Source organism: Pseudomonas sp. IT-P74 (assembly GCF_949768175.1).
Lineage (GTDB): Bacteria > Pseudomonadota > Gammaproteobacteria > Pseudomonadales > Pseudomonadaceae > Aquipseudomonas.
The window spans coordinates 83,754-105,338 of record NZ_CATKQD010000066.1; the positions used below are offsets into that span (position 1 = coordinate 83,754).

At 59.5% G+C, this 21,585-nt stretch carries 18 protein-coding genes; 6 read left to right on the forward strand and 12 right to left on the reverse strand.

What is annotated here, in order from left to right; translation table 11 throughout:
• Positions 1-8 precede the first annotated feature (8 nt).
• The 7 genes from algG to yaaA all read right to left on the reverse strand — a co-directional run bounded on the left by algG (position 9) and on the right by yaaA (position 10,385).
• On the reverse strand, positions 9-1,583 hold the full coding sequence (gene algG, locus ACM6J5_RS22775; RefSeq protein WP_150672412.1) for a mannuronan 5-epimerase AlgG: 1,575 nt from the start codon (positions 1,581-1,583) through the stop codon (positions 9-11).
• Positions 1,584-1,609: 26 nt separating this feature from the next.
• On the reverse strand, positions 1,610-3,091 hold the full coding sequence (locus ACM6J5_RS22780; RefSeq protein WP_095943512.1) for an alginate export family protein: 1,482 nt from the start codon (positions 3,089-3,091) through the stop codon (positions 1,610-1,612).
• A complete protein-coding gene (algK, locus tag ACM6J5_RS22785; protein WP_414929391.1) occupies positions 3,088-4,596 on the reverse strand; it encodes an alginate biosynthesis TPR repeat lipoprotein AlgK in 1,509 nt (502 codons plus the stop codon). Before algK ends, ACM6J5_RS22780 begins: the two co-directional genes overlap by 4 nt.
• 9 nt (positions 4,597-4,605) lie before the next feature.
• On the reverse strand, positions 4,606-5,775 hold the full coding sequence (locus tag ACM6J5_RS22790; protein ID WP_095943514.1) for an alginate biosynthesis protein Alg44: 1,170 nt from the start codon (positions 5,773-5,775) through the stop codon (positions 4,606-4,608).
• A 36-nt stretch (positions 5,776-5,811) separates the two neighbouring features.
• Complete coding sequence (gene alg8, locus ACM6J5_RS22795; protein WP_414929392.1) at positions 5,812-7,293, reverse strand: mannuronan synthase; 1,482 nt, start codon at positions 7,291-7,293, stop codon at positions 5,812-5,814.
• 169 nt (positions 7,294-7,462) lie between these two features.
• A complete protein-coding gene (locus tag ACM6J5_RS22800) occupies positions 7,463-8,779 on the reverse strand; it encodes a nucleotide sugar dehydrogenase (RefSeq protein WP_095943515.1) in 1,317 nt (438 codons plus the stop codon).
• Positions 8,780-9,605: 826 nt separating this feature from the next.
• Complete coding sequence (gene yaaA / locus ACM6J5_RS22805; RefSeq protein WP_095943516.1) at positions 9,606-10,385, reverse strand: peroxide stress protein YaaA; 780 nt, start codon at positions 10,383-10,385, stop codon at positions 9,606-9,608.
• 267 nt (positions 10,386-10,652) lie between these two features.
• Between yaaA and ACM6J5_RS22810 the strand changes: the two genes are divergently transcribed.
• Both ACM6J5_RS22810 and ACM6J5_RS22815 read left to right on the forward strand, forming a co-directional pair.
• The gene (locus tag ACM6J5_RS22810) at positions 10,653-11,777 is read left to right on the forward strand and encodes a polysaccharide deacetylase family protein (RefSeq protein ID WP_414929393.1); all 1,125 of its coding nucleotides are present in this window, start codon (positions 10,653-10,655) and stop codon (positions 11,775-11,777) included.
• 336 nt (positions 11,778-12,113) lie between these two features.
• Positions 12,114-13,508, forward strand: a complete 1,395-nt coding sequence (locus tag ACM6J5_RS22815; RefSeq protein ID WP_008050144.1) for a PhoH family protein — start codon at positions 12,114-12,116, stop codon at positions 13,506-13,508.
• Positions 13,509-13,560: 52 nt separating this feature from the next.
• On the opposite strand, the gene ACM6J5_RS22820 is transcribed toward ACM6J5_RS22815, so the two are convergent.
• Positions 13,561-14,004, reverse strand: a complete 444-nt coding sequence (locus ACM6J5_RS22820) for an HIT family protein (RefSeq protein ID WP_095943527.1) — start codon at positions 14,002-14,004, stop codon at positions 13,561-13,563.
• A gap of 628 nt (positions 14,005-14,632) precedes the next feature.
• Between ACM6J5_RS22820 and moaC the strand changes: the two genes are divergently transcribed.
• The 4 genes from moaC (at position 14,633) to ACM6J5_RS22840 (ending at position 16,872) form a co-directional block, all read left to right on the forward strand.
• The gene (moaC, locus tag ACM6J5_RS22825; RefSeq protein ID WP_007972660.1) at positions 14,633-15,106 is read left to right on the forward strand and encodes a cyclic pyranopterin monophosphate synthase MoaC; all 474 of its coding nucleotides are present in this window, start codon (positions 14,633-14,635) and stop codon (positions 15,104-15,106) included.
• Positions 15,103-15,345, forward strand: a complete 243-nt coding sequence (moaD, locus tag ACM6J5_RS22830) for a molybdopterin converting factor subunit 1 (protein WP_095943518.1) — start codon at positions 15,103-15,105, stop codon at positions 15,343-15,345. Before moaC ends, moaD begins: the two co-directional genes overlap by 4 nt.
• 3 nt (positions 15,346-15,348) lie before the next feature.
• Positions 15,349-15,801 (forward strand): molybdopterin synthase catalytic subunit MoaE, encoded by a 453-nt coding sequence (gene moaE / locus ACM6J5_RS22835; RefSeq protein ID WP_007989960.1) that lies wholly within the window; start codon positions 15,349-15,351, stop codon positions 15,799-15,801.
• A gap of 294 nt (positions 15,802-16,095) precedes the next feature.
• Complete coding sequence (locus tag ACM6J5_RS22840; protein WP_095943519.1) at positions 16,096-16,872, forward strand: ABC transporter substrate-binding protein; 777 nt, start codon at positions 16,096-16,098, stop codon at positions 16,870-16,872.
• 98 nt (positions 16,873-16,970) lie between these two features.
• On the opposite strand, the gene ACM6J5_RS22845 is transcribed toward ACM6J5_RS22840, so the two are convergent.
• The 4 genes from ACM6J5_RS22845 to rhlB all read right to left on the reverse strand — a co-directional run bounded on the left by ACM6J5_RS22845 (position 16,971) and on the right by rhlB (position 21,532).
• Complete coding sequence (locus tag ACM6J5_RS22845) at positions 16,971-17,612, reverse strand: transcriptional regulator (RefSeq protein WP_095943520.1); 642 nt, start codon at positions 17,610-17,612, stop codon at positions 16,971-16,973.
• Positions 17,613-17,702: 90 nt separating this feature from the next.
• Positions 17,703-18,830 carry an NAD(P)/FAD-dependent oxidoreductase gene (locus tag ACM6J5_RS22850; protein WP_095943521.1) on the reverse strand — a complete coding sequence of 376 codons (1,128 nt, stop codon included), beginning with the start codon at positions 18,828-18,830 and terminating at the stop codon, positions 17,703-17,705.
• Between the two features lie 143 nt (positions 18,831-18,973).
• On the reverse strand, positions 18,974-19,918 hold the full coding sequence (locus ACM6J5_RS22855; RefSeq protein WP_095943792.1) for an ornithine cyclodeaminase family protein: 945 nt from the start codon (positions 19,916-19,918) through the stop codon (positions 18,974-18,976).
• 123 nt (positions 19,919-20,041) lie between these two features.
• Entirely contained in the window at positions 20,042-21,532 is a 1,491-nt protein-coding gene (gene rhlB, locus ACM6J5_RS22860; RefSeq protein WP_095943793.1) for an ATP-dependent RNA helicase RhlB, read from the reverse strand.
• Positions 21,533-21,585 lie beyond the last annotated feature (53 nt).

A 21,585-nucleotide genomic window follows, 5' to 3' on the forward strand; every position in this document is an offset into this window, starting at 1 on the left:
GATTGTCCTCAGTCCCGCATTTCGGTCTGGCGTTCGACGGGGTCGATCAGCACGGCTTTCTGCTGGCGCACCAGCAGGTCGAGAATTTCATCCTGGCGCTCGCCAAGAATGCCGGTGAAGCTGATGCCGCTGGATTTGGTCGGTGCGAGCATGGACACGCGATACAACTCGACACTCAACGGCGAGTCGATGGACAGCGGGCCGCTGCCGTTGGCCGCCAGCTCACCGCCGACCACGATCAGCGACACTTGGGCGTCGAACGGGTCGAGCTTGATGTCACGGTCGGTGTTGCTCAGGTCCTTGATGTGCCCGTAGACACCGGTCAGGCCATTGGCCATGGCGACGTTTTCGTACAGGCGAATGTTCACGCTGTTACGAATGCGGATGCCGTGGCGGCGGTTGCTCAACACACGGTTGCCCCACAGCAGGTTGTCGGCACTCTCATAGAGAGTGATGCCGTCGGTGTGGTTCTGGTAGATCTCGTTGTGGGCGATCAGGTTGTTGACGCTGTTCCGGTCGATCACCAGGCCTGACAACTTGTTGTCGTAGCTGCGGTTATTGAAGATGAAGCTGTCGTTGACCTCTCGGGAAATAATGATCCCGTGCTTCTTCTTCGTACCAAACACCGTGTTGTCGGCAATGATCAGACCGTGGGAACGGTCGTGTGGGTCGATGCCGTAGACGATGTTGTCTTTGTAGGTGTTGCCCTTGACCACGAAGTCGCGGGTTTCGTAGCAGTAGAAGCCGTACCACATGTCCGAGAATTCGGAGCCGACGATCCAGCCGGTCGGCTCGGGACGCTTGAGCACCTTGGCCATGTTCGGCGTGTACTGGGAAATACTCACGCCGTAGGACTTACTGTTGGCGTAGCCGAAGCTGGCGATCTTGCTGTTGGCGATGTAGGTCTCGGTGCCGCCCCAGGACAGCAGGAACGGACGGAATTCTTTCGGCGAGTTGAACGTCGCCGGGCCGTTGTCCTTCTCGCGCCAGCCAGTGATTTTGGTATCGCGAACGAACAGCTGGCCGTCGTTGACCAGGAACGCACCGGCCTCCTGGGACAGGCGCAGTTCCTGGGTCTGCTTGTCGATTTCCAGGATGCCGTGACGACCGACCACGATCGGCAACTTCGCCAGGAACACACCCGGCGAGGTTTCGCTGAAGTACTGCTTGGGGACCTTCTTCGCCAGGTCCTTGAGGTTCATGTAGCCGTCGTCGACGAAGATCGCCTGGGGGATGCCGTGCTGACGCACCACCCACTCGGCCATCTTGTTGTCGCCACCGATGAAGTCCTTGAGGGCGTCTTCCTGCATCATCCGGCGCACGCTGATTTTGCCGGCCTTGCTGCGCACGATTTTCGCGGCGATAGCCTCGGCTGTGTAGCCGGAAACGTCCGGCAGTTTCGGCTTGGCCAGTTCCAGCGGCGCGGTCGGTGCGCTGCTGACGGTATAGGTCTTGGCCTGTTGCAGTTCCTTGGCCACGGTTGCCGGCTTGGCCGGCTCCACATTGGCGAAGGCAGTCGTGCTGGCCAGCAGCATCGCGCCGGCCAACAGGCTGATCGAGCCTTTTCGGGCTGGATGATTCATCTGGGAGACTCCCTTCGCAATGTGCATCAGAAGCGCCAGATCACGTCGATGAACGCGCGGTGCATGTACGAATCGACTTCCTTGCCGTACGCATCGCCCGGCTTGAACACGCCACCACGGAAGCGCACCAGGGCCGAAGGTTCATCGATCGCCTGACTCATCGACGCCGGCAACAAGCCTTGCTTGAAGTACTTGGTCACCACCAGGTCCATTTCCTGACCGAGGTCTTTCTCGCCATCGTTCAGCGGCAGCGAAGTGCTGGAGAGGATCGCGCCGGTCACATCGTCGGTGTTGTTCTCGACGGCGTTGATGCCATTGCTGCCGACCGGCTTGTTGCCGTCGACGCGCCAGAACTTGTGGTAGATCAGGCTGGCGTCGTATTCGTCGTTGAGCATCCACGAACCGAACAGGGTGGCGCTCTGCATGTTGTTCATTTCGCCACGGAACGCTTCGCCGAAACGGTGTACGCGCGAGCGGGTGCCAGTGTAGTTCGAGCGGTTGCTTTCCAGACCGTTCTGTTCGTAATCGGCGCTGGCGCGGGCATAGGCGGCACCGACTTGCCATTGCGGATCGAGGCGCAAACGCACACCGACATCGGTGGCCCAGCCGTTGAGGTTTTCACCGCGCTTGGCTTCAGTCGGCGGCGTGCCATCGGCGTTCAGCGGGTTGACCTTGTCGATGTCGCCGCTCATGCCGGTGATGCTGCCCCAGTAATTGACGGTATTGGTATTGCGCCAGTTGTAGGCGTCGCTGTCGGCGGTGAGGCCGAGCCAGCTGATGTCGCCGTTCTGTTTCTTGTCCAGCGAATCCGTCGGTACACCCGGCTCCGGGTAGTCGAGCTTGCCGTTGTCATGGGTGTGATGACCACGAATGCCGACCCAGTTGCCCGGTGTCCACTGGTACGCGGCATCGGCGTAGGCGTGCAGGCGATCCTTGTCTTGCGGTGACAGCTCCTTGAGGTCGGTGCGGTACTCGCTGAAACGTTCGGCGATACCGACGTTGGCGCGCAGCAGGGTGGTGTCGAAGGTCCAGTTCAGCGCTTCGATGTTGGTGTCGCGCCATTGGCCGTCGTCGTTGCGCAGGCGCTGGCGACCGAACTTCAGGATCTCGCCAGGGTAGGGCGTGAAGCCGCTGTAGCCGACCCAGAACTCACGCATGGCCAGGTAGTTCTTCTTGGTCTGGCGATCATTGTTGGCGGTGTTTTCGGCGCCATCGGATTGTTGCAGGGTGTCGGTCTCGATGATGTCGGTGGACGTCACCGCCTGCCCCATGGCGTAGGCGCTCCACGCGCCGCTTTCGCCGTAGACCCACGGACGCAGGTCCAGGCCGACGCCGTTGACGTCGCCGCCGGGCGCGGTGCCGAGGTCACGGTCGTCTTCGGACTGGCCGGTGATTTTCACGTCCAGGCCGAAGTTCTTGGTTTCAGTCATCGCAGCGAGCGTCGGGCAAGACCAGATCAGCGCGAATGTCAGACCGATGCCGGCCTTCATGAATGGATTTAACTTCATTTCGATTCCTCGCTGACTTCTTCTTGCAGGGTGTGCAGTTCCGGCGTGTTCGGGCTCAGGGCACCGCGCACGGCCTGTTCTTGTTTCAACAGGCGTTGGGCTTCGGCCAACCGGTCGGGCGGCAATTGCGTTTGGATTGTTTGCGCAAGCTCGGTGGCTTGCGGAGTGTTCTGGGCCAGGGCCAATTGGCTGAAGACGTAGGCGTTCAGCGGATCAGGCTTGGTGCCCTTGCCTTGGGAAAACAGTTGGGCGATGGCGAAGTCGGCGCTGTTCTGGCCGTTTCGCGCAGCGGTCAACAGATGGTCGAGGGCCTTCTGCGGATAGACCTTGCCCAGGTAGCCACGGCGATAGATCTGGCCGAGGTAGTAATCGGCGGCGACTTCACGGCCGACGGCTTTCTGGAAGTGTGCTTCGGCGACCTTGGCGTCGGCCGGCACCAGTTTGCCTTCGAAGTAGAGCTTGCCCAGCAACAGCTCGGCGCGGGGCTGGTCGGCGGCGCGGCCGTTGTCCAGGTACTTCATCATCTGGTCGACGTCGCCGAGTTCCGGGAAGTCGTAGAGCAATTGTGCGAGGCTGACCCACGACGCCGGGTAGCCCGGTGCGATCGGTTCAAGCAGCGACTGCGCGGTTTTCTCGTCGGTCTTGCCCAGGGACGCATCGGCGAGCACGCGGGCGACGCTGTCGACGCGCTGCGCCGAAACGGTGTCTTGGGCGTGCGCGGCTTGCATCTGCTTGATCAGCTCGGCCTGTTGCTCTGGCTTGGCCTGTTTCTGATAGACCGTGGCCAGTTCGACGTAGCAGATATCGCTGATGTTGAGCGCGGCCTTGCAGATTTTTTCCACGTCATCCAGATGCTGGTCGTAGGTGCCCTGAGTGCGATAGAGCAGCACCTGCGCCAGACCTGCTTCCGGCTTGCCTTCGGCGCGCCATTGGCTGATCTGCTGCTGAGCGTTCACGTTGGGGAAGCTGTGCGGGTATTGCAGGTACAGCATCGCCAACGGGATCAGCGTGTTGCCTTCGCCTGCCGCAGCGGCTTTTTTCAACAGGGTTTCGGCTTCGTGTTGTTCCGCTTCGGTGGAACCGGGCTTGGCCACCAGCAGACGACCGAGGCGTGCCTGGGCGCGCGGCGAAACGCTGGCCGCGGCGCGGTAAGTCGCCTCGGCCTGTTTCATCTGCGCCGGGTCATGGCTGTCGACCTGGATATCGGCCAGGCCGACCTGCGCTTCGCTGTAGCCCAGGTCTGCCAATTGCCGGTAATTCTGCGCGGCGGTGGCGGTATCGCCACGTTTGAGCGCTTCGTTGGCCAGGCGTTGGTCGGGCAGGCCGGCGCAACCGGCCAGGCTGACCGCCAATGCAACGGCACACAGTGTTCCCATGTAGGAGTGAGCCTGCTCGCGATGCAGGCGACTCGGTTCTTCAGACAAACCGCGGCGATCCCATCGCGAGCAGGCTCGCTCCCACAGGGATTGCGGTGTGTTCGAGATTTTTGTGATAGTCACAGGCATGTCCTCGACTTAAAGACCGACAGCCATGGCTTTGTCGACCAGCCAGTTCAGGTTCGGGCCACGGTCGCTGTTCACTTCCACCGGGCGGCCGGCGAGGGAGCTGTCCAGGGTTTCGTCCGGCTGGATCAGCACGCGGATGTCCGAAGACAGATCGGCGCTTTTCAGGCTGGTGCTGCTGACGATCTTGCCGGTGCGGCTCTTGTCCTCGCCGGCGACCTGGAAGCGCACCGAAGTACCCGGACGCACGTCGCCGAACTGGCGATAGGAGAAGCGCGCTTCAACATTGGCTTCGCTGTTACGCGGGACCAGTTGGAAGATCACGTCGCCCTTGCTGGCGTACTGACCGTTGGCGACCATTTGCTGGGCCACGGTGCAGTCGCAAGGCGAGGTCAGGGTGCCGGTCATCTGCTTGCCGAACAGTTCTGCGACCTTGGCCGGGGCCAGTTGGTCTTCGTCCAGATGGCCCTTGAGCACGTCGAGCATGCTGGTGCTGAAGCTTGCCAGCGGTGCGCCCTTGGCGGCCACGCCGTCGGCTTTCACCAGGCTCTGCACGGTGCCGTCGCGGGGCATGGTGATGTTCACGCCCGGCACGCTGACCAGACCGGCCTGGGCGTGGCTGACGAAGTACATGCCGTACACCGATTTGAAAATGAAACCGAATGCAGCCAGGCCGACAACGAAGATCCCCAGGCTGAAGGTCACGGCTTTCAGGCGGCCGAACGCGGTCATGCCGTGGCCGCCGTCCTTCATCTTGCGCGCCTTGGTGAAGTTGTCGCGCTGCAGGGTCGCCAGCATTTCCCCCACGCTGACGATGTCGCCAGCCAGGTGCGAAGTGATCAGGTGGCGCAGGGTCGAGATGTCCCGTGGTTCCAGGTTCTGGAACTGGCAGCCGGCGCGTCCGGTCTGGCGGTCGAAGGAGCGAACCTGCAATTCGACGTCCATGGCCAGGCCGAGGTTGTCGATGAGGAATTGCAGGCGGGCCTTGTACACGTCACCGATCTTCAGCGGCAATTGACCGGCGTTGAACGCCAGGCCACCGGCGGACAGGTCGATCACCCGGGCTTCGACCGGTGTCCGGTCAGGGCCGAAGAAACGCAGCTTGGCCGGGATTTTCACGCGGGCGTGTTGGCGCTGGGCTTCGGATTCATGCACTACGTTGGCGTTGACGGCGGTATTCATAGGGGGCGTTTTCCTAGTTAATTCAGGCGAGTTCGGTCAGACCATCAACAGCAGCACGGCGACAAAAATGCTGCCGGCAGAGAAGGTCATGGTCCGAGACGACCAGGTGTTGAACCAACGTTGAAAGCTGGCGAGATCACGGGTCAGAGACGTGGGTTGGCGGGTCCAGGACTGTTGGTCGAGGCGGAAGAACACGTAGATCTTCACCAGCGCGCCGACGATCTGGTTGTAATAGAGAATCGCCGGGTAGGCCGGGCCGATCCGGTGTCCGGAGCACGACAGCAACAAGGTCAGGATGAACCGGGTGATGCCGATCCACAGCAGGTACACCAGGATGAACGCGGTGCCGTACTTGAAGCTGGCAATCAATGCCACGGTCAGGCCCAGCAGCGAGGTCCACATCGACACGCGCTGGTCGAACAGCACCACCGAGGTGAACACGCCGAGGCGTTTGATCCCAAGGCCAAGGGCACGGGAGTTCTGCCGCAGGTTGTTGCCGTACCAGCGGAACATCAGTTTGCGACTGGCCTTGATGAAGCTCTTTTCCGGCGGGTGTTCAACGGTGTTGATCGCCGCGTCGGGCACGTAGAACGTGTCGTAGCCCAGGCGCATCAGGCTGAACCAGCTCGACTTGTCATCGCCGGTAAGGAACTTGAAGCGACCCAGGCGCCAGTGTTGCAGCGAGTCGCTTTCCACGTCGGCGATGAAGTCCGGGTTGGTGACCACGGTGGCGCGGAACACCGACATGCGGCCGGTCATGGTCAGCACGCGCTTGGACAAGGCCATCGAGCACATGTTGATGTGGCGCTGGGCGAAACGCAGCTTGTGCCATTCGCTCATGATGTAGCCGCCGCGCACTTCGCAGAATTCGTTGGTGGTCAGGCCACCGACGTTGCCGAACATCTGGAACCACGGCACGGTCTTGAGCACCACGCCTTCGGCCAGCACGGTGTCGCCATCGATCACCGCGACCACGGCGCGATCATCCGGCAGGTGCCGGGAGATGGCGCGGAAGCCGTAGGCCAGGCCATCGCGCTTGCCGGTGCCGGGAATGCGCACGAAGTCGAGTTTCACCCGGGCCGGCGGGTTCATCCGGTTCCACAGGCTTTTGACCAGCAGCTCATCGGACATTTCCACGATGGAGCAGACCACGGTGGTCGGCAGGCCGCAGTCGATGGCTTCGCGGATCACCGAGCTGTAGACCTGCGCGGTGGTCAGGGCATCAATGCGGAAACTGGTGACCATCAGGAACACGTGGGACGGGTCAGCCGCTTTGCCCAGCTTGCGCACTTTGCGCCGCAGGTACGGGTAGACGATGTACAGAAAAACCATGCCGCGCACAAAGTGAGTGGCACCCATCGAGTAGCGCCAGATACCCACGGCGCCAATCAGGAAAATGAAGTCCTTCGACTCGGAGTCGAACGTGGACACGGGCAACGCCATGGCGAGGCCCATCAGTAAACTCAGGTAGAACAGCCAACCGGCGGCCTGGAGTAGGCCGTGCTTTAGCCTGTGCATAATCTGCATCCGTCTCGATCTCGGGCGAGCCTTTGGGGTGGCCCGATGGGGTTTAGGCAGGCGTAGAAAGCAGCCCGTAGGAGCTGCCGCAGGCTGCGATCCAGGGACCTTTGGCGCCCGTGAAGGCGCCAAAGGATCGCAGGCTTCGCCAGCTCCTACGGAACCGTGGTTACCAGCAAATGCCTTCAGTACGGGCAGTTGTGCTGGTGGCCTTGGACATGAAGCCCACCAGGTCGATCACCTGCTTGCCGTGTGGAACTTCCTGCACCAGAGCGCGGAATTTCTCGTCACGATTGCCCAGGATGATCACGTCGGAGTTGTTGATCACCGCGTCGAAATCGGAGTTCAGCAAGGACGAGACGTGAGGGATCTTCGACTCGATGTAGTCCTTGTTCGCACCGTGAACGCGGGCGTACTCGACGTTGCTGTCGTAGATGCTCAGGTCATAGCCTTTGCCGATCAGCATTTCCGCCAGGTCGACCAGCGGGCTTTCGCGCAGGTCGTCGGTGCCGGCCTTGAAGCTCAAGCCCAGCAGGGCGACTTTGCGTTTGTCGTGGCTGGAGACGATGTCGAAAGCGTTCTGCACCTGGGATTCGTTGCTGCGCATCAGCGAGTTGAGCAACGGGGCTTCCACGTCCAGGGAACCGGCGCGGTAGGTCAGGGCACGCACGTCTTTTGGCAGGCACGAGCCGCCGAAGGCGAAGCCTGGGCGCATGTAGTACTGGGACAGGTTGAGGGTCTTGTCCTGGCAGACCACGTCCATCACTTCGCGACCGTCGACACCGACCGCCTTGGCGATGTTGCCGATTTCGTTGGCGAAGGTGACCTTGGTGGCGTGCCACACGTTGCAGGTGTACTTGATCATCTCGGCGACCGCGATGTCCTTGCGGATGATCGGTGCGTCGAGCTCTTCGTACAGCGATTGCAGAACGTCGCCGGACGCCTTGTCGAATTCACCGATGACGGTCATTGGCGGCAGGTCGTAGTCGGCGATTGCGGTGCTTTCGCGCAGGAACTCAGGGTTCACGGCCACGCCGAAATCAACGCCGGCCTTCTTGCCGGAGCAGTCTTCGAGAATCGGGATGACCACGTTGGCCACGGTGCCCGGCAGTACGGTGCTGCGTACGACGATGGTGTGGCGGGTGGCCTTGTCACGCAGAACAAAACCGATTTCGCGGCATACTGCCTCGATGTAGTTCAGCTCCAGGTCGCCGTTCTTCTTGCTCGGCGTACCCACGCAGATCATCGACAGGTCGGTGTCGCGAATCGCCTCGGCGAAGTTGGTGGTGCCACGCAGACGACCTGTCTGGATGCCTTGGGCCAGAAGCTCACCCAGGCCCGGTTCAACGATCGGCGATTTGCCGGCATTGATCATATCGATCTTGTCTTTGGCCACATCGACGCCAACGACGTCATGGCCCCGTGCAGACAGGCAACCGGCACAGACTGCGCCGACGTAACCCAAACCAAAAATGCTGATGCGCATCGCAATTACCTCTCTGTTATCAAGCCTGTATACATCAAGCCATTAGATGGCCGGAGTTAATGGTGTTCAGCGTGTTTTAGTGCACTCGCAAGTGTGCCTTACAGGCACAACGATGCCCTGTGCTGGCATATAAGTTACGAGTGTCTAAATAAATGCACTCAAGGTGTGCGCAACTAGGCCTTGTTGTTATGATTTGCCCTTTTATGCAGCCGATCCTCCTGTCGGAAGGATGCAGGTGCAACGGCCTTGCACGCTTGATGTCAGGCCGAAAGCCCGTGGATCAAGCGGTTGGGTGCTCGGGTGAGCACGTTTATAGGGGCGCTGTCGTGGCCTTGTAGGGGATAGTCATACCGCGTTATCTCCTGTCCGGTTGCTGTTGTCCAAATCAGTGATTAGTCAGCGCAAGTTAGTGTTTCAACTTCGCAACATGAATCGCTTATCTGCGTAAGTTATCTCGTACACGTTCGGCGAGAATCGTTACCGGTGGTATGAGCGGCGCGTTTGGACATAGTTCCAGTCCGCTCATCGCGAAATCTGAAATTTTTTGAAATATTGAGAAAGATGGCACTGCTTTCAAATTGATAGCACTTGCCGTTTCGCCCTTTATATATAGGCGGCTCAACGGAGGGGATATTTTTTTGCCACTACTGTTAAAAAAAGTCAGTGCCACTACGCAAAAAAATGATTGAAGTCGAGTGAAACTAAAGTTAGAAAATCGTACGGTATTTTTATGGCGCCATAAAAATGGCGAAAAAGCAGGGAAGGCTGAAGTGAGTCAAGGGTCGGCGCACGAGGGTTTGTGGAGGTCGTGCGCCGACCGGATGCATCACTCTGGTGCGTGGTCGCGCAGAAACACCAGATTGTCCGGCTTGGACTGTTCGGCGCTGTAGCGATAGCCCTGAGCCTCGAACTGCTTGAGGGTGGCCGGGTCGTTGATGCGTTCTTCGATGACGAAGCGGCTCATCAAGCCGCGGGCCTTTTTCGCGTAGAAGCTGATGATCTTGTACTGGCCGTTCTTCAGGTCCTTGAATTCGGTATTGACGATGCGCGCGTTCAAGGCGCTGCGCTTGACCGCCGAGAAATACTCGTTGGATGCCAGGTTGAGCAGCACGTCATCGCCCTGATCGACCAAGGCTTCGTTCAGCCATTCGCTGATGCGCGTGCCCCAGAAGGCATACAGATCCTTGCCCCGGGCGTTGGCCAGTTTGGTGCCCATTTCCAGGCGATAGGGTTGCATCAGGTCCAGCGGGCGCAGCAGGCCGTAGAGGCCCGAGAGCATGCGCAGGTGTTTTTGGGCGTAGTCGAAATCGGCTTCGCTGAGGGTTTGCGCATTCATGCCGGTGTACACATCACCCTTGAAGGCCAGCAGCGCCTGCTTGGCGTTTTCCGGGGTGAACGCAGGCGTCCAGCTGCCGAAACGCGCGGCGTTGAGCCCGCCGATCTTGTCGGAAACGTGCATCAACTCGCTGATTTGCGCGGGCGTCAGCTCGCGCAATTGCAGGATCAACTCCTGGGAGTGGTCGAGGTACTGCGGCTGGGTGAAGCGCTGGGTCGCGGGCGGTGTTTCATAGTCGAGGGTCTTGGCGGGTGAAATCACCATCAGCATGAAGTCGTCTCCTTTAATCGTGGCGGCGATTCTAGGGGGTTGTCCTCGTTGACTCCAGCTATGGCGTCCATAGGTGATGGCCGGTGGCCTTGCACAAAACCTGTAGGAGCGAGCCTGCTCGCGATTGCGGTATGACATTCACCAAAGGCGGTGCCTGAAATATTGCTATCGCGAGCAGGCTCGCTCCTACAAGGAGGCTGTGTTGCTGCGGGAGTCGAGTCTGGATCAGCTATAGTGCCGCGCGGGTTTTGTTATGGAGACATCCCATTGCGTATCGCTTTTCTCATCTTGATCTGGCTACTGAGCTTCGGCGCCATCGCGGCACCGGGCGAGGTGGCGACGCTCGACCGCAGCACCTGGCCGGAAAAACTCGGCAACCCGACGCTGTTCGACGTGGCGTCGAGGGCCGAGATCCTCATGTTTTCCAGTGTCCTGCTGGCCAGCGAGTCGCTGGATGAACCCGCCCTGGCCCAGCGCCTGGGCTTGCGTACGATCAATCTGGAGTCGGTCAACCGGGTTCGCCAGCGCATGTGGCAACGACTGCTGACCAACTACGACTTTGCCCAACAGAGTTGCGACCAGGATGCCTCCTTCTGTTTCCTGGTCGAAGACATGCCCACCTTGCGCGAGCAGGCCGCCAAGTTTCAGGTCGGCACAGACAGCTACTACATCAAGTGGGCCGAACCGAGCCGTGTGTTCCACACCCAGTACCTGGACGAACAGTTGCGCAAGGCCGCTTTGTTCCCGCAAACCAGCAGCGAGGTCGATCATTTTGGCGACTATGAGCGCAGCGGCGACGGGATGCATGACCGGCTGTTTCTGCTGACGTTCGACAGCGCCGCCAACGCCGCGCCGGATAACACTGACTGGGTCACCGAGTACCTGCGCAAGTCGAACCTGAGCGGGACGTTCTTCGTCCTTGGCAAGGACATCCAGGCCCGTTTGGCCGAGCATTCGGTGAGTAACCTGCAAGGGACCTACTCGAGCCAGTGCATCGGCGTACAAGGCTGGGAGTTCCGTTCCCACAGCCACTGGCAGGACTGGCAGGACTCGGTGCGCCGCAGCGCTGAACTGGTCAAGAGCAAGCTGCCGGAGAACTACGTGCCGCTGTTCCGTCCTCCCGATGGCCAGCGCCGTTCCGATGCCGAAGGTTTCTTCAAGACTCAGGGGTTGCAGGTAGCGTTGTGGGACATCGATGCCCAGGACGGTGCCGGCAAACTCAAGGGCAACCCAAGTGCACAACGGGTGCTGACCCTGATGTTGCTGTGGCGGCACGGCGTGATCAATTTCAATGTGAAGCAGGATGGGGTGAAAACGGCGTTGCCGTGGCTGGTCACGCAAACGGCGCCTGTCGGGATCGGCTGGGAGGATTGCCAGGAGGCGTTTCGCTGAAAACGACAAAACCCCGTGAACATTGGGTTTTTGGCGATTCTGGAAGGGGATTCGTTGCAGGTGGACTTCCGACTTTAAACGGGTGATGGCAGTCCGCCAAGTGCTATTGGTCAATCTGCAAAATAAACTTCAAAAAAGCGTCAAAGTACTTTTTTCTGTCACACGTTTTGGAGTATTACGAAGACAGACCGCCGAAACCTGCAACACAGGTGGCGTCTTCCAAGACCCCGCATGTATGCAGAACACTTGAGTCCCCGCAGGTGTATTCGGCAGTCACTTCGAGGCGCAGCACCGTCAAGGTATTGCGTCGAATGGCTCCCACAAAGGTGACCGAGTATGGATGATCACGGACGTAGCTCTTCTTCCAACCAGCCAATCCTTTATGTACTCGATACCAACGTATTGATTCACGATCCAAACGCGCTGCTCAACTTCGAAGAACACCACGTCGCGATCCCGATGACCGTGCTTGAAGAGCTCGACAAGCTCAAGAGCGGGCATCACAGCGTAGCCGCCGAATGCCGCCAGGCCATCCGCCTGATCGACAAGACCCTGGGCGATGCCTCACCCGAGGACGTCGAGCAGGGTGTGCCGATCCAGCGTGGTAAAAGCGGACCCAAGGGTTTGCTGTCAATTCTGATGAGCAAGCATGCCGAGCCGAACCTGATTCTGCCCGAGCATCTGAACGACAACAAAATCATCAACCAACTGATCGACCTGCACGCGCGCGACCCGAAAAAGCCCGTGGTGCTGGTCACCAAAGACATCAATATGCGCCTCAAGGCGCGCGCCTGCGGGATCGCGGCCGAGGACTACAGCACCGACCAACTGGTCGATGACGTGTCCTTGCTGCCCAACGGCTACCACAACATGACCGGCTCTTTCTGGGACCGCGTGAGCAAGGTCGAAACCCGTCAGGACCACGGCCGCACCTGGCATCAGGTGCAATTGATCGACAACCTGCCGGCGGTGCACATCAACGAATTCATCATTGATGAACAGGGCTTTGTCGGCTGGATCAAGGAGATTGAAGAAGACCGCTTGCTGATCCTCGACCTGCACCAGGAACCGCTGCTGCACCAGGAAGCCTGGGGCCTCAAGCCGCGTGATATCTATCAGAGCCTGGCGTTGTACGCCTTGCTCGATCCGGACATCCACCTGGTCAACCTGTCGGGTGCCGCCGGTTCGGGTAAAACCATCCTGGCGCTGGCCGCTGCGATCGAGCAGACCATGGTCAGCAAACGTTATCGCCGCATCATCGCCACCCGCAGCGTGCAGGGCCTGGACCAGGAAATCGGTTTCCTGCCCGGCACCGAAGCGGAAAAAATGGAGCCGTGGCTGGGCGCCATCACCGACAACCTCGAAGCCTTGCACATGGATGACGAAAGCACCCATGGCAGCGTTGACTACATCCTCAGCAAAGTGCCGTTGCAGTTCAAATCCCTCAACTACATCCGGGGCCGCAGCTTCCAGCAGAGCCTGATCCTGATCGACGAATGCCAGAACCTCACGCCGCACCAGATGAAAACCATCATCACCCGTGCCGGCGCCGGTTCCAAAGTGGTGTGCCTGGGCAACCTGGCGCAGATTGACACCCCTTACCTGTCCGCGACCAGCTCCGGGCTGACCTATCTCACTGAACGCTTCAAGGACTTCCCGAACGGGGTGCACATCACCCTGCAAGGGGTACCACGCTCGATCCTGGCCGAATACGCCGAATCGCATTTGTAACTGTCCATCGGAACCGGGCGGCCGCAAGGTCGCCCGGTTTTTTGTACGCTGTTTACAGAGATTCCGAAAAATAGCCCTTGAGGGTTTCCGTAAGAATTGATTGAGCGTCCAATACCTCTTGGGTCGGCTCAGGCTGTGAGCTACTGAACTTTTTTCGCGTCCAGCTGAAAAAGAAAGGGCCATCAATAATGCGTTCATTGTGTTCCGCCAAATATAACTTGGTCACGGAGGTATACCTGGGGAAAACATGAAAATGTAGTTCATGATTGAGTTCGGAAATACGCATTATGTATATTTTTTCAGGAGAAAATAGCGTGTTTAAGGCTCGCTCCGTAAGTGCCAGGCCTTTCATCAGTTCAGCGCTTTCCGCCGAACTTAGTTCTGCGAGTCTTGATATGTCCCGCTTAAGAGAAATAATCATGTAGCCAGGGATGTCGCAGTCCCGGCAGTGAGAGATTACGATGTGTTTTCCTGAGTAAATTGTCCGCGCGGACATGACTAGCCTCCCGTGTGCCACCATGGTTGAGTTGACGTGTAAGGTCTGCCCCGTTGAGCTCCTGCCGGAGGCCAGAGGAAAAAACCTTGTACGATACCTCTGTACTGAATTTTGTAGAATCGTTAGGTTTGTCGATCAGCTTTTCTCGAATGAACAACTCGGTCAATCATTCTGTTGTAGGAGGTTTCATTGCAGGTCATGGGGGCGGGCTTACGGAAAATCCTTACGTTGATATTTATTATAAAATAATCAGTGAATTATCAGTTGGTGCATAAATTTAAGTCGTTCGGTGATGTAAAAAAACGAATTTCGAGTATGGTTTTGTTACATTTATTTTTGTTATTTGGCAAAGCTTCCGTCGGGGGTTGTAAACTCAATAAGGAAGCGCTTTTGTAACTGTCCAGCGGAACCGGGCGGCCTTACAACCGCCCGGTTTTTATGGGTATATGAAAAACCAGTGGGAGCGAGCCTGCACGCGAAAGCGATCAGACATTCAGCATGGATGTTGACTCTTACGCCGCCTTCGCGAGCAAGCCCGCACACATTGGTTTGTGGTGGGCCGACAATCGTGCGTGCGAATAATTGACCCGCAGGTTTACAATCGACGCTCCTGATCAGGAGTAATCCCGTGCTGACTCATCTCGATTCCCAAGGTCGCGCCAACATGGTCGACGTCACTGAAAAAGCCGTGACGTTCCGTGAGGCGACCGCTCAAGCGCTGGTGCGCATGCTGCCCGAAACCCTGCAGATGATTGTCAGCGGCGGCCACCCCAAGGGTGATGTGTTTGCCGTGGCGCGCATTGCCGGCATTCAGGCGGCGAAGAAAACCAGCGATTTGATTCCGCTGTGCCATCCACTGATGCTGACCGGCGTCAAGGTCGAGCTCAGTGCCGAAGGCGACGATTCGGTGCGCATCGTGGCGCGCTGCAAGCTGTCCGGGCAGACCGGCGTCGAGATGGAGGCCCTGACCGCCGCCAGTGTCGCCGCGCTGACGATCTACGACATGTGCAAGGCCGTGGACCGTGGCATGACCATCGAAAGCGTGCGTCTGCTGGAGAAGGTCGGCGGCAAGAGCGGACATTTCCAGGCGGAGCAGCCATGAACGTTACCGTGAGGTTTTTCGCCCGTTATCGTGAAGCTTTGGGTGTGGACTCGGTGAAAGTGGAAGGCAACTTCGCCACCGTCGACGACGTCCGCGCGCTGTTGGCCCAACGTGACGGTGCCGAGGTGTTGAGCGAACAGAACTTGATGTGCGCCCGTAATGAAGACCTGTGCCAGCTCGACGAACCGGTCAGCGAGGGCGATGAAGTGGCGTTCTTTCCGACTGTGACCGGAGGCTGAGCCATGGCGATTCGCGTGCAGTCCACCGCGTTCGACCCGGGTGCCGAAGTCAATGCCATGCACGATGCCAATGTCGGCGTGGGTGCGGTGGTGAGTTTTGTCGGCTATGTGCGCGACTTCAATGACGGCCTCGACGTCGCCGGGATGTTCCTCGAACACTATCCCGGCATGACCGAAAAGGCCCTCGGCAAGATTGCCATCGAGGCCGAGCAGCGCTGGCCGTTGCTCAAGCTGGAAGTGCTGCACCGCATCGGCGCCCTGGAACCGGGCGAGCCGATTGTCTTCGTCGGCGCGGCCAGCGCCCATCGTCAGGCGGCATTCGACGCCTGCGCCTTTGTCATGGACTACCTGAAAACCCGTGCGCCGTTCTGGAAGAAAGAAAACACCAGTGACGGGCCGCGTTGGGTCGAGGGGCGTGACAGTGATCATGCGGCGGCGGATCGCTGGAAGCAGTAAACCTATAGTTTTTTGTTGTCTCTTCGGGCCTCATCGCGAGCAGGCTCGCTCCCACACTGGATCTGTGTTCGCAGGACCAATGTAGGAGCGAGCCTGCTCGCGATGGCGTCATCTGCATCACTAAAAGTCTTGATGATTCACCACCCGACCATCGGCCGGCATGGGCTGCATTTGCCTGATTGACGGCCAATACATAAAAGTCCAAGATGGAATTATAAGTACAAAAAAGGTTTCCACCCGTTTCAGCTTTTTCTTCTGTCTTGCCAAACCAACAACAACCGCGAGAAAACGAACATGAAGAAGTTCCCCCTCATCACCGGTCTGGCCTTGAGCCTGTTGGCGTGCAGTTCTGTATTCGCCGCCGAGAAAACCCTGCGCATTGGCATTGAGGCCGCTTACCCACCGTTCGCCTCGAAAACCGACAAAGGCGAAATCGTCGGTTTCGACTATGACATCGGCAATGCCCTGTGCGCACAGATGAAGGCCAAGTGTGTGTGGGTCGAAGGCGAGTTCGACGGTCTGATTCCTTCCCTGAAGGTGAAGAAAATCGACATGGCGCTGTCGTCCATGACCATCAATGAAGACCGCAAGAAGTCGGTGGACTTCACCCACAAGTACTATTTCACCTCGTCGCGCCTGGTGATGAAGGATGGCGCGGTGGTGGATGACCAGTACGCCAGCCTCAAGGGCAAGAACGTCGGCGTGCAGCGCGCCACCACCACCGACCGTTATGCCACCGAGGTGTTCGAGCCCAAGGGCATCAACGTCAAGCGCTACAGCAACAACGAAGAAATCTACATGGACCTGGCCGCCGGTCGCCTCGACGCGATTTTTGCCGACACCATTCCGCTCAATGACTTCCTGTCGATGCCCCGTGGCAAGGGTTACGCCTTTGTCGGGCCGGAGCTGAAAGATCCGAAATATGTGGGCGAGGGTGCCGGGATTGCCGTGCGCAAGGGCAACACCGAACTGGTCAGCGAGCTGAACACGGCCATTGATGGCATTCGTGCCAATGGTGAGTACCAGAAGATTTCGGACAAGTATTTCAAGTCCGACATTTACGGCGACTGATCTACCGCCATCGCCAGCAGGCTGGCTCCCACAGGTTTTGTTTATACCGCAAATCCATGTGGGAGCCAGCCTGCTGGCGATGGGACCACGGCAAATCTTCAGCCCTTCAATTCCTTCAAATGCTTGTACACCGTCGCCCGGCCCATGTTCAGCACATTGGCCACGTAGTTCGATGCGCTTTTGCCCTTGAACGCGCCTTCGGCGTGCAACGCCAGCACCAGTTCACGCTTGTGGTCGCGAGTCAGCAGATTCAGGCTCAGTTGGCGCTCGCGCAGCCAGGCGTGGAGGAAGGTGTTGATCCGCTCCTGCCAGTCATCGCGGAACAGTGCATCCGGTTGCGGGATCAGCTTGGTCGGCGACAGGAACAGGTCCAGGGCGGCCTTGGCATTTTCGAACAACGAAATATTCAGGTTGATGCACAGCACCGCCAGCGGGTGACCTTCGCTGTCCCGTAGCACCGTGCTGAGGCTGCGAATCTTCTGACCATCCCAGTTGAGCTTTTCGTACGGCCCGATGTTTCGTTCGCTGACATCGTCGCTGAGCATGTCTTCCAGCGCCGAGTCGTCGCCGATTTCCCGCTTGGACAGGTTGTTGGCGATGTAGTCGACCTTTTGCGTGCGCAGGTCGTGCAGCACCACTTCGGCGTGGGGAAAGAACAGCGTGGCGATGGCATCGGCGATCGCCCGGAAGTTATCCAGCGACGTGGTGTTCGGGGCCGAGTCTTTTTCGGGGGCGTTCATACAGTGGAACTCCAGGCAGCGTCAGCGCCCCATCAAAGGGGCGCTGAAAGTGTGCCGTAATCGTGTGGGCACGTCACCTGAGGATCAGGATCAGCCGAGGCGGGCAGGGGAAAGCATTTCGGCATTCAGGCCAAAATGGCCGAGCGACTCGGGCAACGCGGCGCCGCGCACCAGTGCCGCGCTGGCCTGGCCCATGGCCGGCGAGGTCTGGATGCCATAACCGCCTTGTGCCGCGACCCAGAACAGCCCCGGTACCTGCGGATCGAAACCGGACAGCAAGTCGCCGTCGCTGACAAAGCTGCGCAGGCCGGCCCAGGTGCGGGTCGGGCGGCGAATGGTCAGGGTTGTGGCTTCTTCGATCTGGTAAATGCCCATGGCGATGTCCAGTTCTTCGGGCTGCACATCGTGGGGGTCCACCGGGTCGGCGTTGGCCGGCGAACCGAGGAACATCCCGGCGTCGGGTTTCATGTAGAAGGATTCGTCGAGGCTGACCAGCATTGGCCAATGGTGGATGTCCACGCCTTCGGGGCCGGCGAAGATGAACGCGGCACGGCGTTTGGGTTGCAGGCCCAGGGGCTTGGCGCCGGCCAGTTCGCTGATCTTGTCGGCCCAGGCGCCAGCGGCGTTGATGACGATCGGCGCGCTGAAGGTCTGGCTGTTGGTCTGAACCTGCCATACACCTTTGTCGTCGCGACTCAGGTTCACGACTTCGCTGTCGGTATGCACTTCGCCCTGGTTGCGGCGGATGCCGCGCAAATAGCCCTGGTGCAGGGCATCGGTGTCGATGTCGCTGGCGGTCGGGTCGTAGATGGCGCCGTGGACCTTTTCCCGGCGTAGGACCGGCACCAACGCGCAGGCCGCGTCGGCGTCGAGCAATTGCATTTCCGGCACCGTGGTTTTTGCGCTCTGGTACTGCCTGTTCAGTTCGTCCGGGTCACCGGTGAAATCCACGGTTATTTCGCCGCGCGGGGTCAGCAACGGGTGTTCGCAGAAGCCAGCGGGCGGGTTGTCGAAAAAATCGCGGCTGGCCAGGGTCAATGCCCGCACTTGCGGGGTGCCGTAGGCGGCGGTGTACAACGCAGCCGAACGGCCGGTGGAGTGATAGGCCGGATGGGATTCGCGTTCGAGCACGATCACGCGGCCGTGCTGCGACAGCCAGAAACCCGTGGAAGCACCGGCAATCCCGCCGCCGATGATGATGAAATCTGCCTGGCTCATGAACGTCTCCTGTTGGGGCGTAATTCTCAAAACTGAAGAGATCTCCCTGTAGGAGCGAGCCTGCTCGCGATGGTGTGTCAGTCGACATCAATGTGTCAGATACACCATCGCGAGCAGGCTCGCTCCTACAGTTGATCGCGGTGTCAGGGCTGCAGGCGATAGATTGCATTGGCCAGCGCAATGTCTTCCAGGCCCAGGCCGATCGAGCGGAAGAATACGTGTCGGTCATAGTCCGGACGCTGTACTTTTTCACTGATCAGGTCGGGCAGGTCGCCGACAATCGTGCTCTTGTCCCAGCCGTGCCGTTCGGCGGCGATCAGCATTTCACCGGCCGAGCCCGGGGTGGTCAGGCGATAGTCGCAGAACACCTGCATGTCGTTGAGGCTCTGCGGCGGCACTTCGTGGGCGCGCGGCGCGTTGGTGCTGATGGAGGTGATCAGTGCCGGTTTGCGTAAGTGAGACGGGTCGATCACCGGGCCGGGGGACGAGGTGCAGAGCATGATCACGTCGGCGTCCTCAACGGCGGCTTCGCGACTGTCGAGGATGTTCAGGCGTGGCTCGATGTTTTTCAGCAGACCGGCGGTGTCAGGATCGTCGCTCAGGTTCGGCGCGTACAGGTTGATGCTCTGCCAGTCACGCAGGCCTTTCACGTAGTGCAGGTGCGCCTGGGCCACTTTGCCACTGCCGATGATGGCCAGGCGATTGGCTGTGAGCGGCGCGAGGGCGTCGACCGCTACGGCGGTGGTCGCGGCGGTGCGTGCGGTGGTCAGTTCACCGGCGTCGCACAGCAACAGCGGCTGACCGGTCTGCGTCGACATCAGCAGAGTCCACGCGGTCACCAATGGTCCCTGATCACGGACGATGTACGGCGAAGTCTTGATTCCGTACACGCCGTCTTCGGCCAGCACACCCAAGTAGTTGATGAAGTCGCCGGCACCCTGTGGGAACTCCACCAGTTGCTGCGCCGGTTGCACTGCTTGCCCGGTCGCCAGGTCACGGAACATTTTGCGCAGGATCTGCGGTACGTCGACCTGCGCCAGCAACTCGCGAGCCTGATTCTGGTTGATCACTTGGGGCGTACTGGACATGGTCGGCTCCGGAATTGAAAGTAAACTAATTTGTCCATTATGGACTTTTAGTTATCGCTAGCAATATCCAAAGCAAAAAAAAGCGCAGTCCGTTTCCGGCTGCGCTTGTCTTTTCAGCGTCGCTTAATGAGGACGCTTGCGTTCAACGGCCCGCAACAGATGCGTCGGTGGCGTTTCACAGCTGATCTTGCGCCCCAGCTTTTCCTCGATGGACGGTAGCTGGTAGGAGTCGTCTTCACCGGCAAAGCTGATGGACACACCGTCGGCACCGGCGCGGCCAGTGCGACCGATGCGGTGCACGTAGTCGTCCGGCACTTCCGGCAGGGTGAAGTTGATCACGTGGCTGATGCCGTCGATGTGGATGCCGCGACCGGCCACGTCGGTGGCGACCAGTACGCGGATCTTGCCTTCGCGGAAGCCTTCGAGGGTCTTGATGCGCTTGTGCTGCGGCACGTCGCCGGACAGTTGCGCGGCGTTGATACCGTCACGCACCAGGCGTTCTTCGATGCGCCGCACTTCATCCTTGCGGTTGGCGAAGACGATGACCCGCTCCCAACCATTGTCGTTGACCAGGTTGTAGAGCAGTTTGTACTTGTCGGCAGCGGCCACCGCGTAGATGTGCTGCTCGACGTTTTCGTTGGCCACGTTCTGTGACTCGATCTCGACGATCGACGGGTCGGTGGTCCATTGCTTGGCCAGGTTCATCACGTCTTCGGTAAAGGTCGCGGAGAACAGCAGCGTCTGACGCTCGGACTTCGGCGGCGTCTGGCGAATGATCTGGCGCACTTGCGGGATGAAGCCCATGTCGAGCATGCGGTCGGCTTCGTCCAGCACCATCACTTCGACCATGTCCAGATGCACGTCGCCGCGCTGGTTGAAGTCCAGCAGGCGGCCCGGCGTGGCCACGAGGATGTCACAGTGGCGGGCTTCGAGGTGCTTGAGCTGCTTGTCGAAGTCCATGCCACCGACGAACGTCATGACGTTGAGGCCGGTGTACTTGGTCAGGTCGGCGGCGTCCTTGGCGATCTGCACCACCAGTTCACGGGTCGGCGCGATGATCAGTGCCCGTGGCTCACCCATGTAGCGCTCTTTCGGCGGCGGGGTTTGCAGCAACTGGGTGATGATCGAGACCAGGAACGCGGCGGTCTTGCCGGTACCGGTCTGGGCGCGGCCGATGGCGTCTTTGCCCGCGAGGGTGAAGCCCAGCACCTGGGCCTGGATCGGTGTGCAATACGGGAAGCCCAGATCCTGGATGGCGTGCATCAGTTCCGGGGCGAGTTTGAAATCGTGGAAGCGGGTCTTGCCTTCCTGGGGCTCGACGACGAAGTCTTCGAGTTTCCATGGGATGACCGGGGCCTTGGGCTTGGGTTCGCGGCGCGGTCTGGCGGGTTTCGGCGTTTCGCCGAGCGGCTGCTCCGTGGCTGTTGTCGCCGCCGGCTGGTCAGCTATTGCGGTCATCGGCTCATGCTTGGGTGCCGCCGTGGCGGTGGCTCGTTCAGACTGAATACCGTCGGTGCGGTGGCCGGGAGCGTGAGACGCAGGGCTGGGAACTGGCGCGAGTTGCTCAGTCTCGCTTTTACCGAACATTTTCTTGAGTGCTTTGAGCACGGTCATCTCATCAATTGATTAAGGAATGTACGCCGGCCAGTGTAATGCAAGAATCGGGC

Coding starts and splice junctions, on each gene's coding strand:
- yaaA (WP_095943516.1), bottom strand. CDS start 10,385: ATGCTGATGGTGATTTCACCCGCCAAGACCCTCGACTATGAAACACCG.
- ACM6J5_RS22815 (WP_008050144.1), top strand. CDS start 12,114: ATGGATGATCACGGACGTAGCTCTTCTTCCAACCAGCCAATCCTTTAT.
- moaE (WP_007989960.1), top strand. CDS start 15,349: ATGGCGATTCGCGTGCAGTCCACCGCGTTCGACCCGGGTGCCGAAGTC.
- alg8 (WP_414929392.1), bottom strand. CDS start 7,293: ATGCACAGGCTAAAGCACGGCCTACTCCAGGCCGCCGGTTGGCTGTTC.
- algK (WP_414929391.1), bottom strand. CDS start 4,596: ATGCCTGTGACTATCACAAAAATCTCGAACACACCGCAATCCCTGTGG.
- ACM6J5_RS22800 (WP_095943515.1), bottom strand. CDS start 8,779: ATGCGCATCAGCATTTTTGGTTTGGGTTACGTCGGCGCAGTCTGTGCC.
- moaD (WP_095943518.1), top strand. CDS start 15,103: ATGAACGTTACCGTGAGGTTTTTCGCCCGTTATCGTGAAGCTTTGGGT.
- ACM6J5_RS22845 (WP_095943520.1), bottom strand. CDS start 17,612: ATGAACGCCCCCGAAAAAGACTCGGCCCCGAACACCACGTCGCTGGAT.
- ACM6J5_RS22780 (WP_095943512.1), bottom strand. CDS start 3,091: ATGAAGTTAAATCCATTCATGAAGGCCGGCATCGGTCTGACATTCGCG.
- ACM6J5_RS22840 (WP_095943519.1), top strand. CDS start 16,096: ATGAAGAAGTTCCCCCTCATCACCGGTCTGGCCTTGAGCCTGTTGGCG.
- ACM6J5_RS22850 (WP_095943521.1), bottom strand. CDS start 18,830: ATGAGCCAGGCAGATTTCATCATCATCGGCGGCGGGATTGCCGGTGCT.
- algG (WP_150672412.1), bottom strand. CDS start 1,583: ATGAATCATCCAGCCCGAAAAGGCTCGATCAGCCTGTTGGCCGGCGCG.
- ACM6J5_RS22855 (WP_095943792.1), bottom strand. CDS start 19,918: ATGTCCAGTACGCCCCAAGTGATCAACCAGAATCAGGCTCGCGAGTTG.
- ACM6J5_RS22790 (WP_095943514.1), bottom strand. CDS start 5,775: ATGAATACCGCCGTCAACGCCAACGTAGTGCATGAATCCGAAGCCCAG.
- rhlB (WP_095943793.1), bottom strand. CDS start 21,532: ATGACCGTGCTCAAAGCACTCAAGAAAATGTTCGGTAAAAGCGAGACT.
- ACM6J5_RS22820 (WP_095943527.1), bottom strand. CDS start 14,004: ATGTCCGCGCGGACAATTTACTCAGGAAAACACATCGTAATCTCTCAC.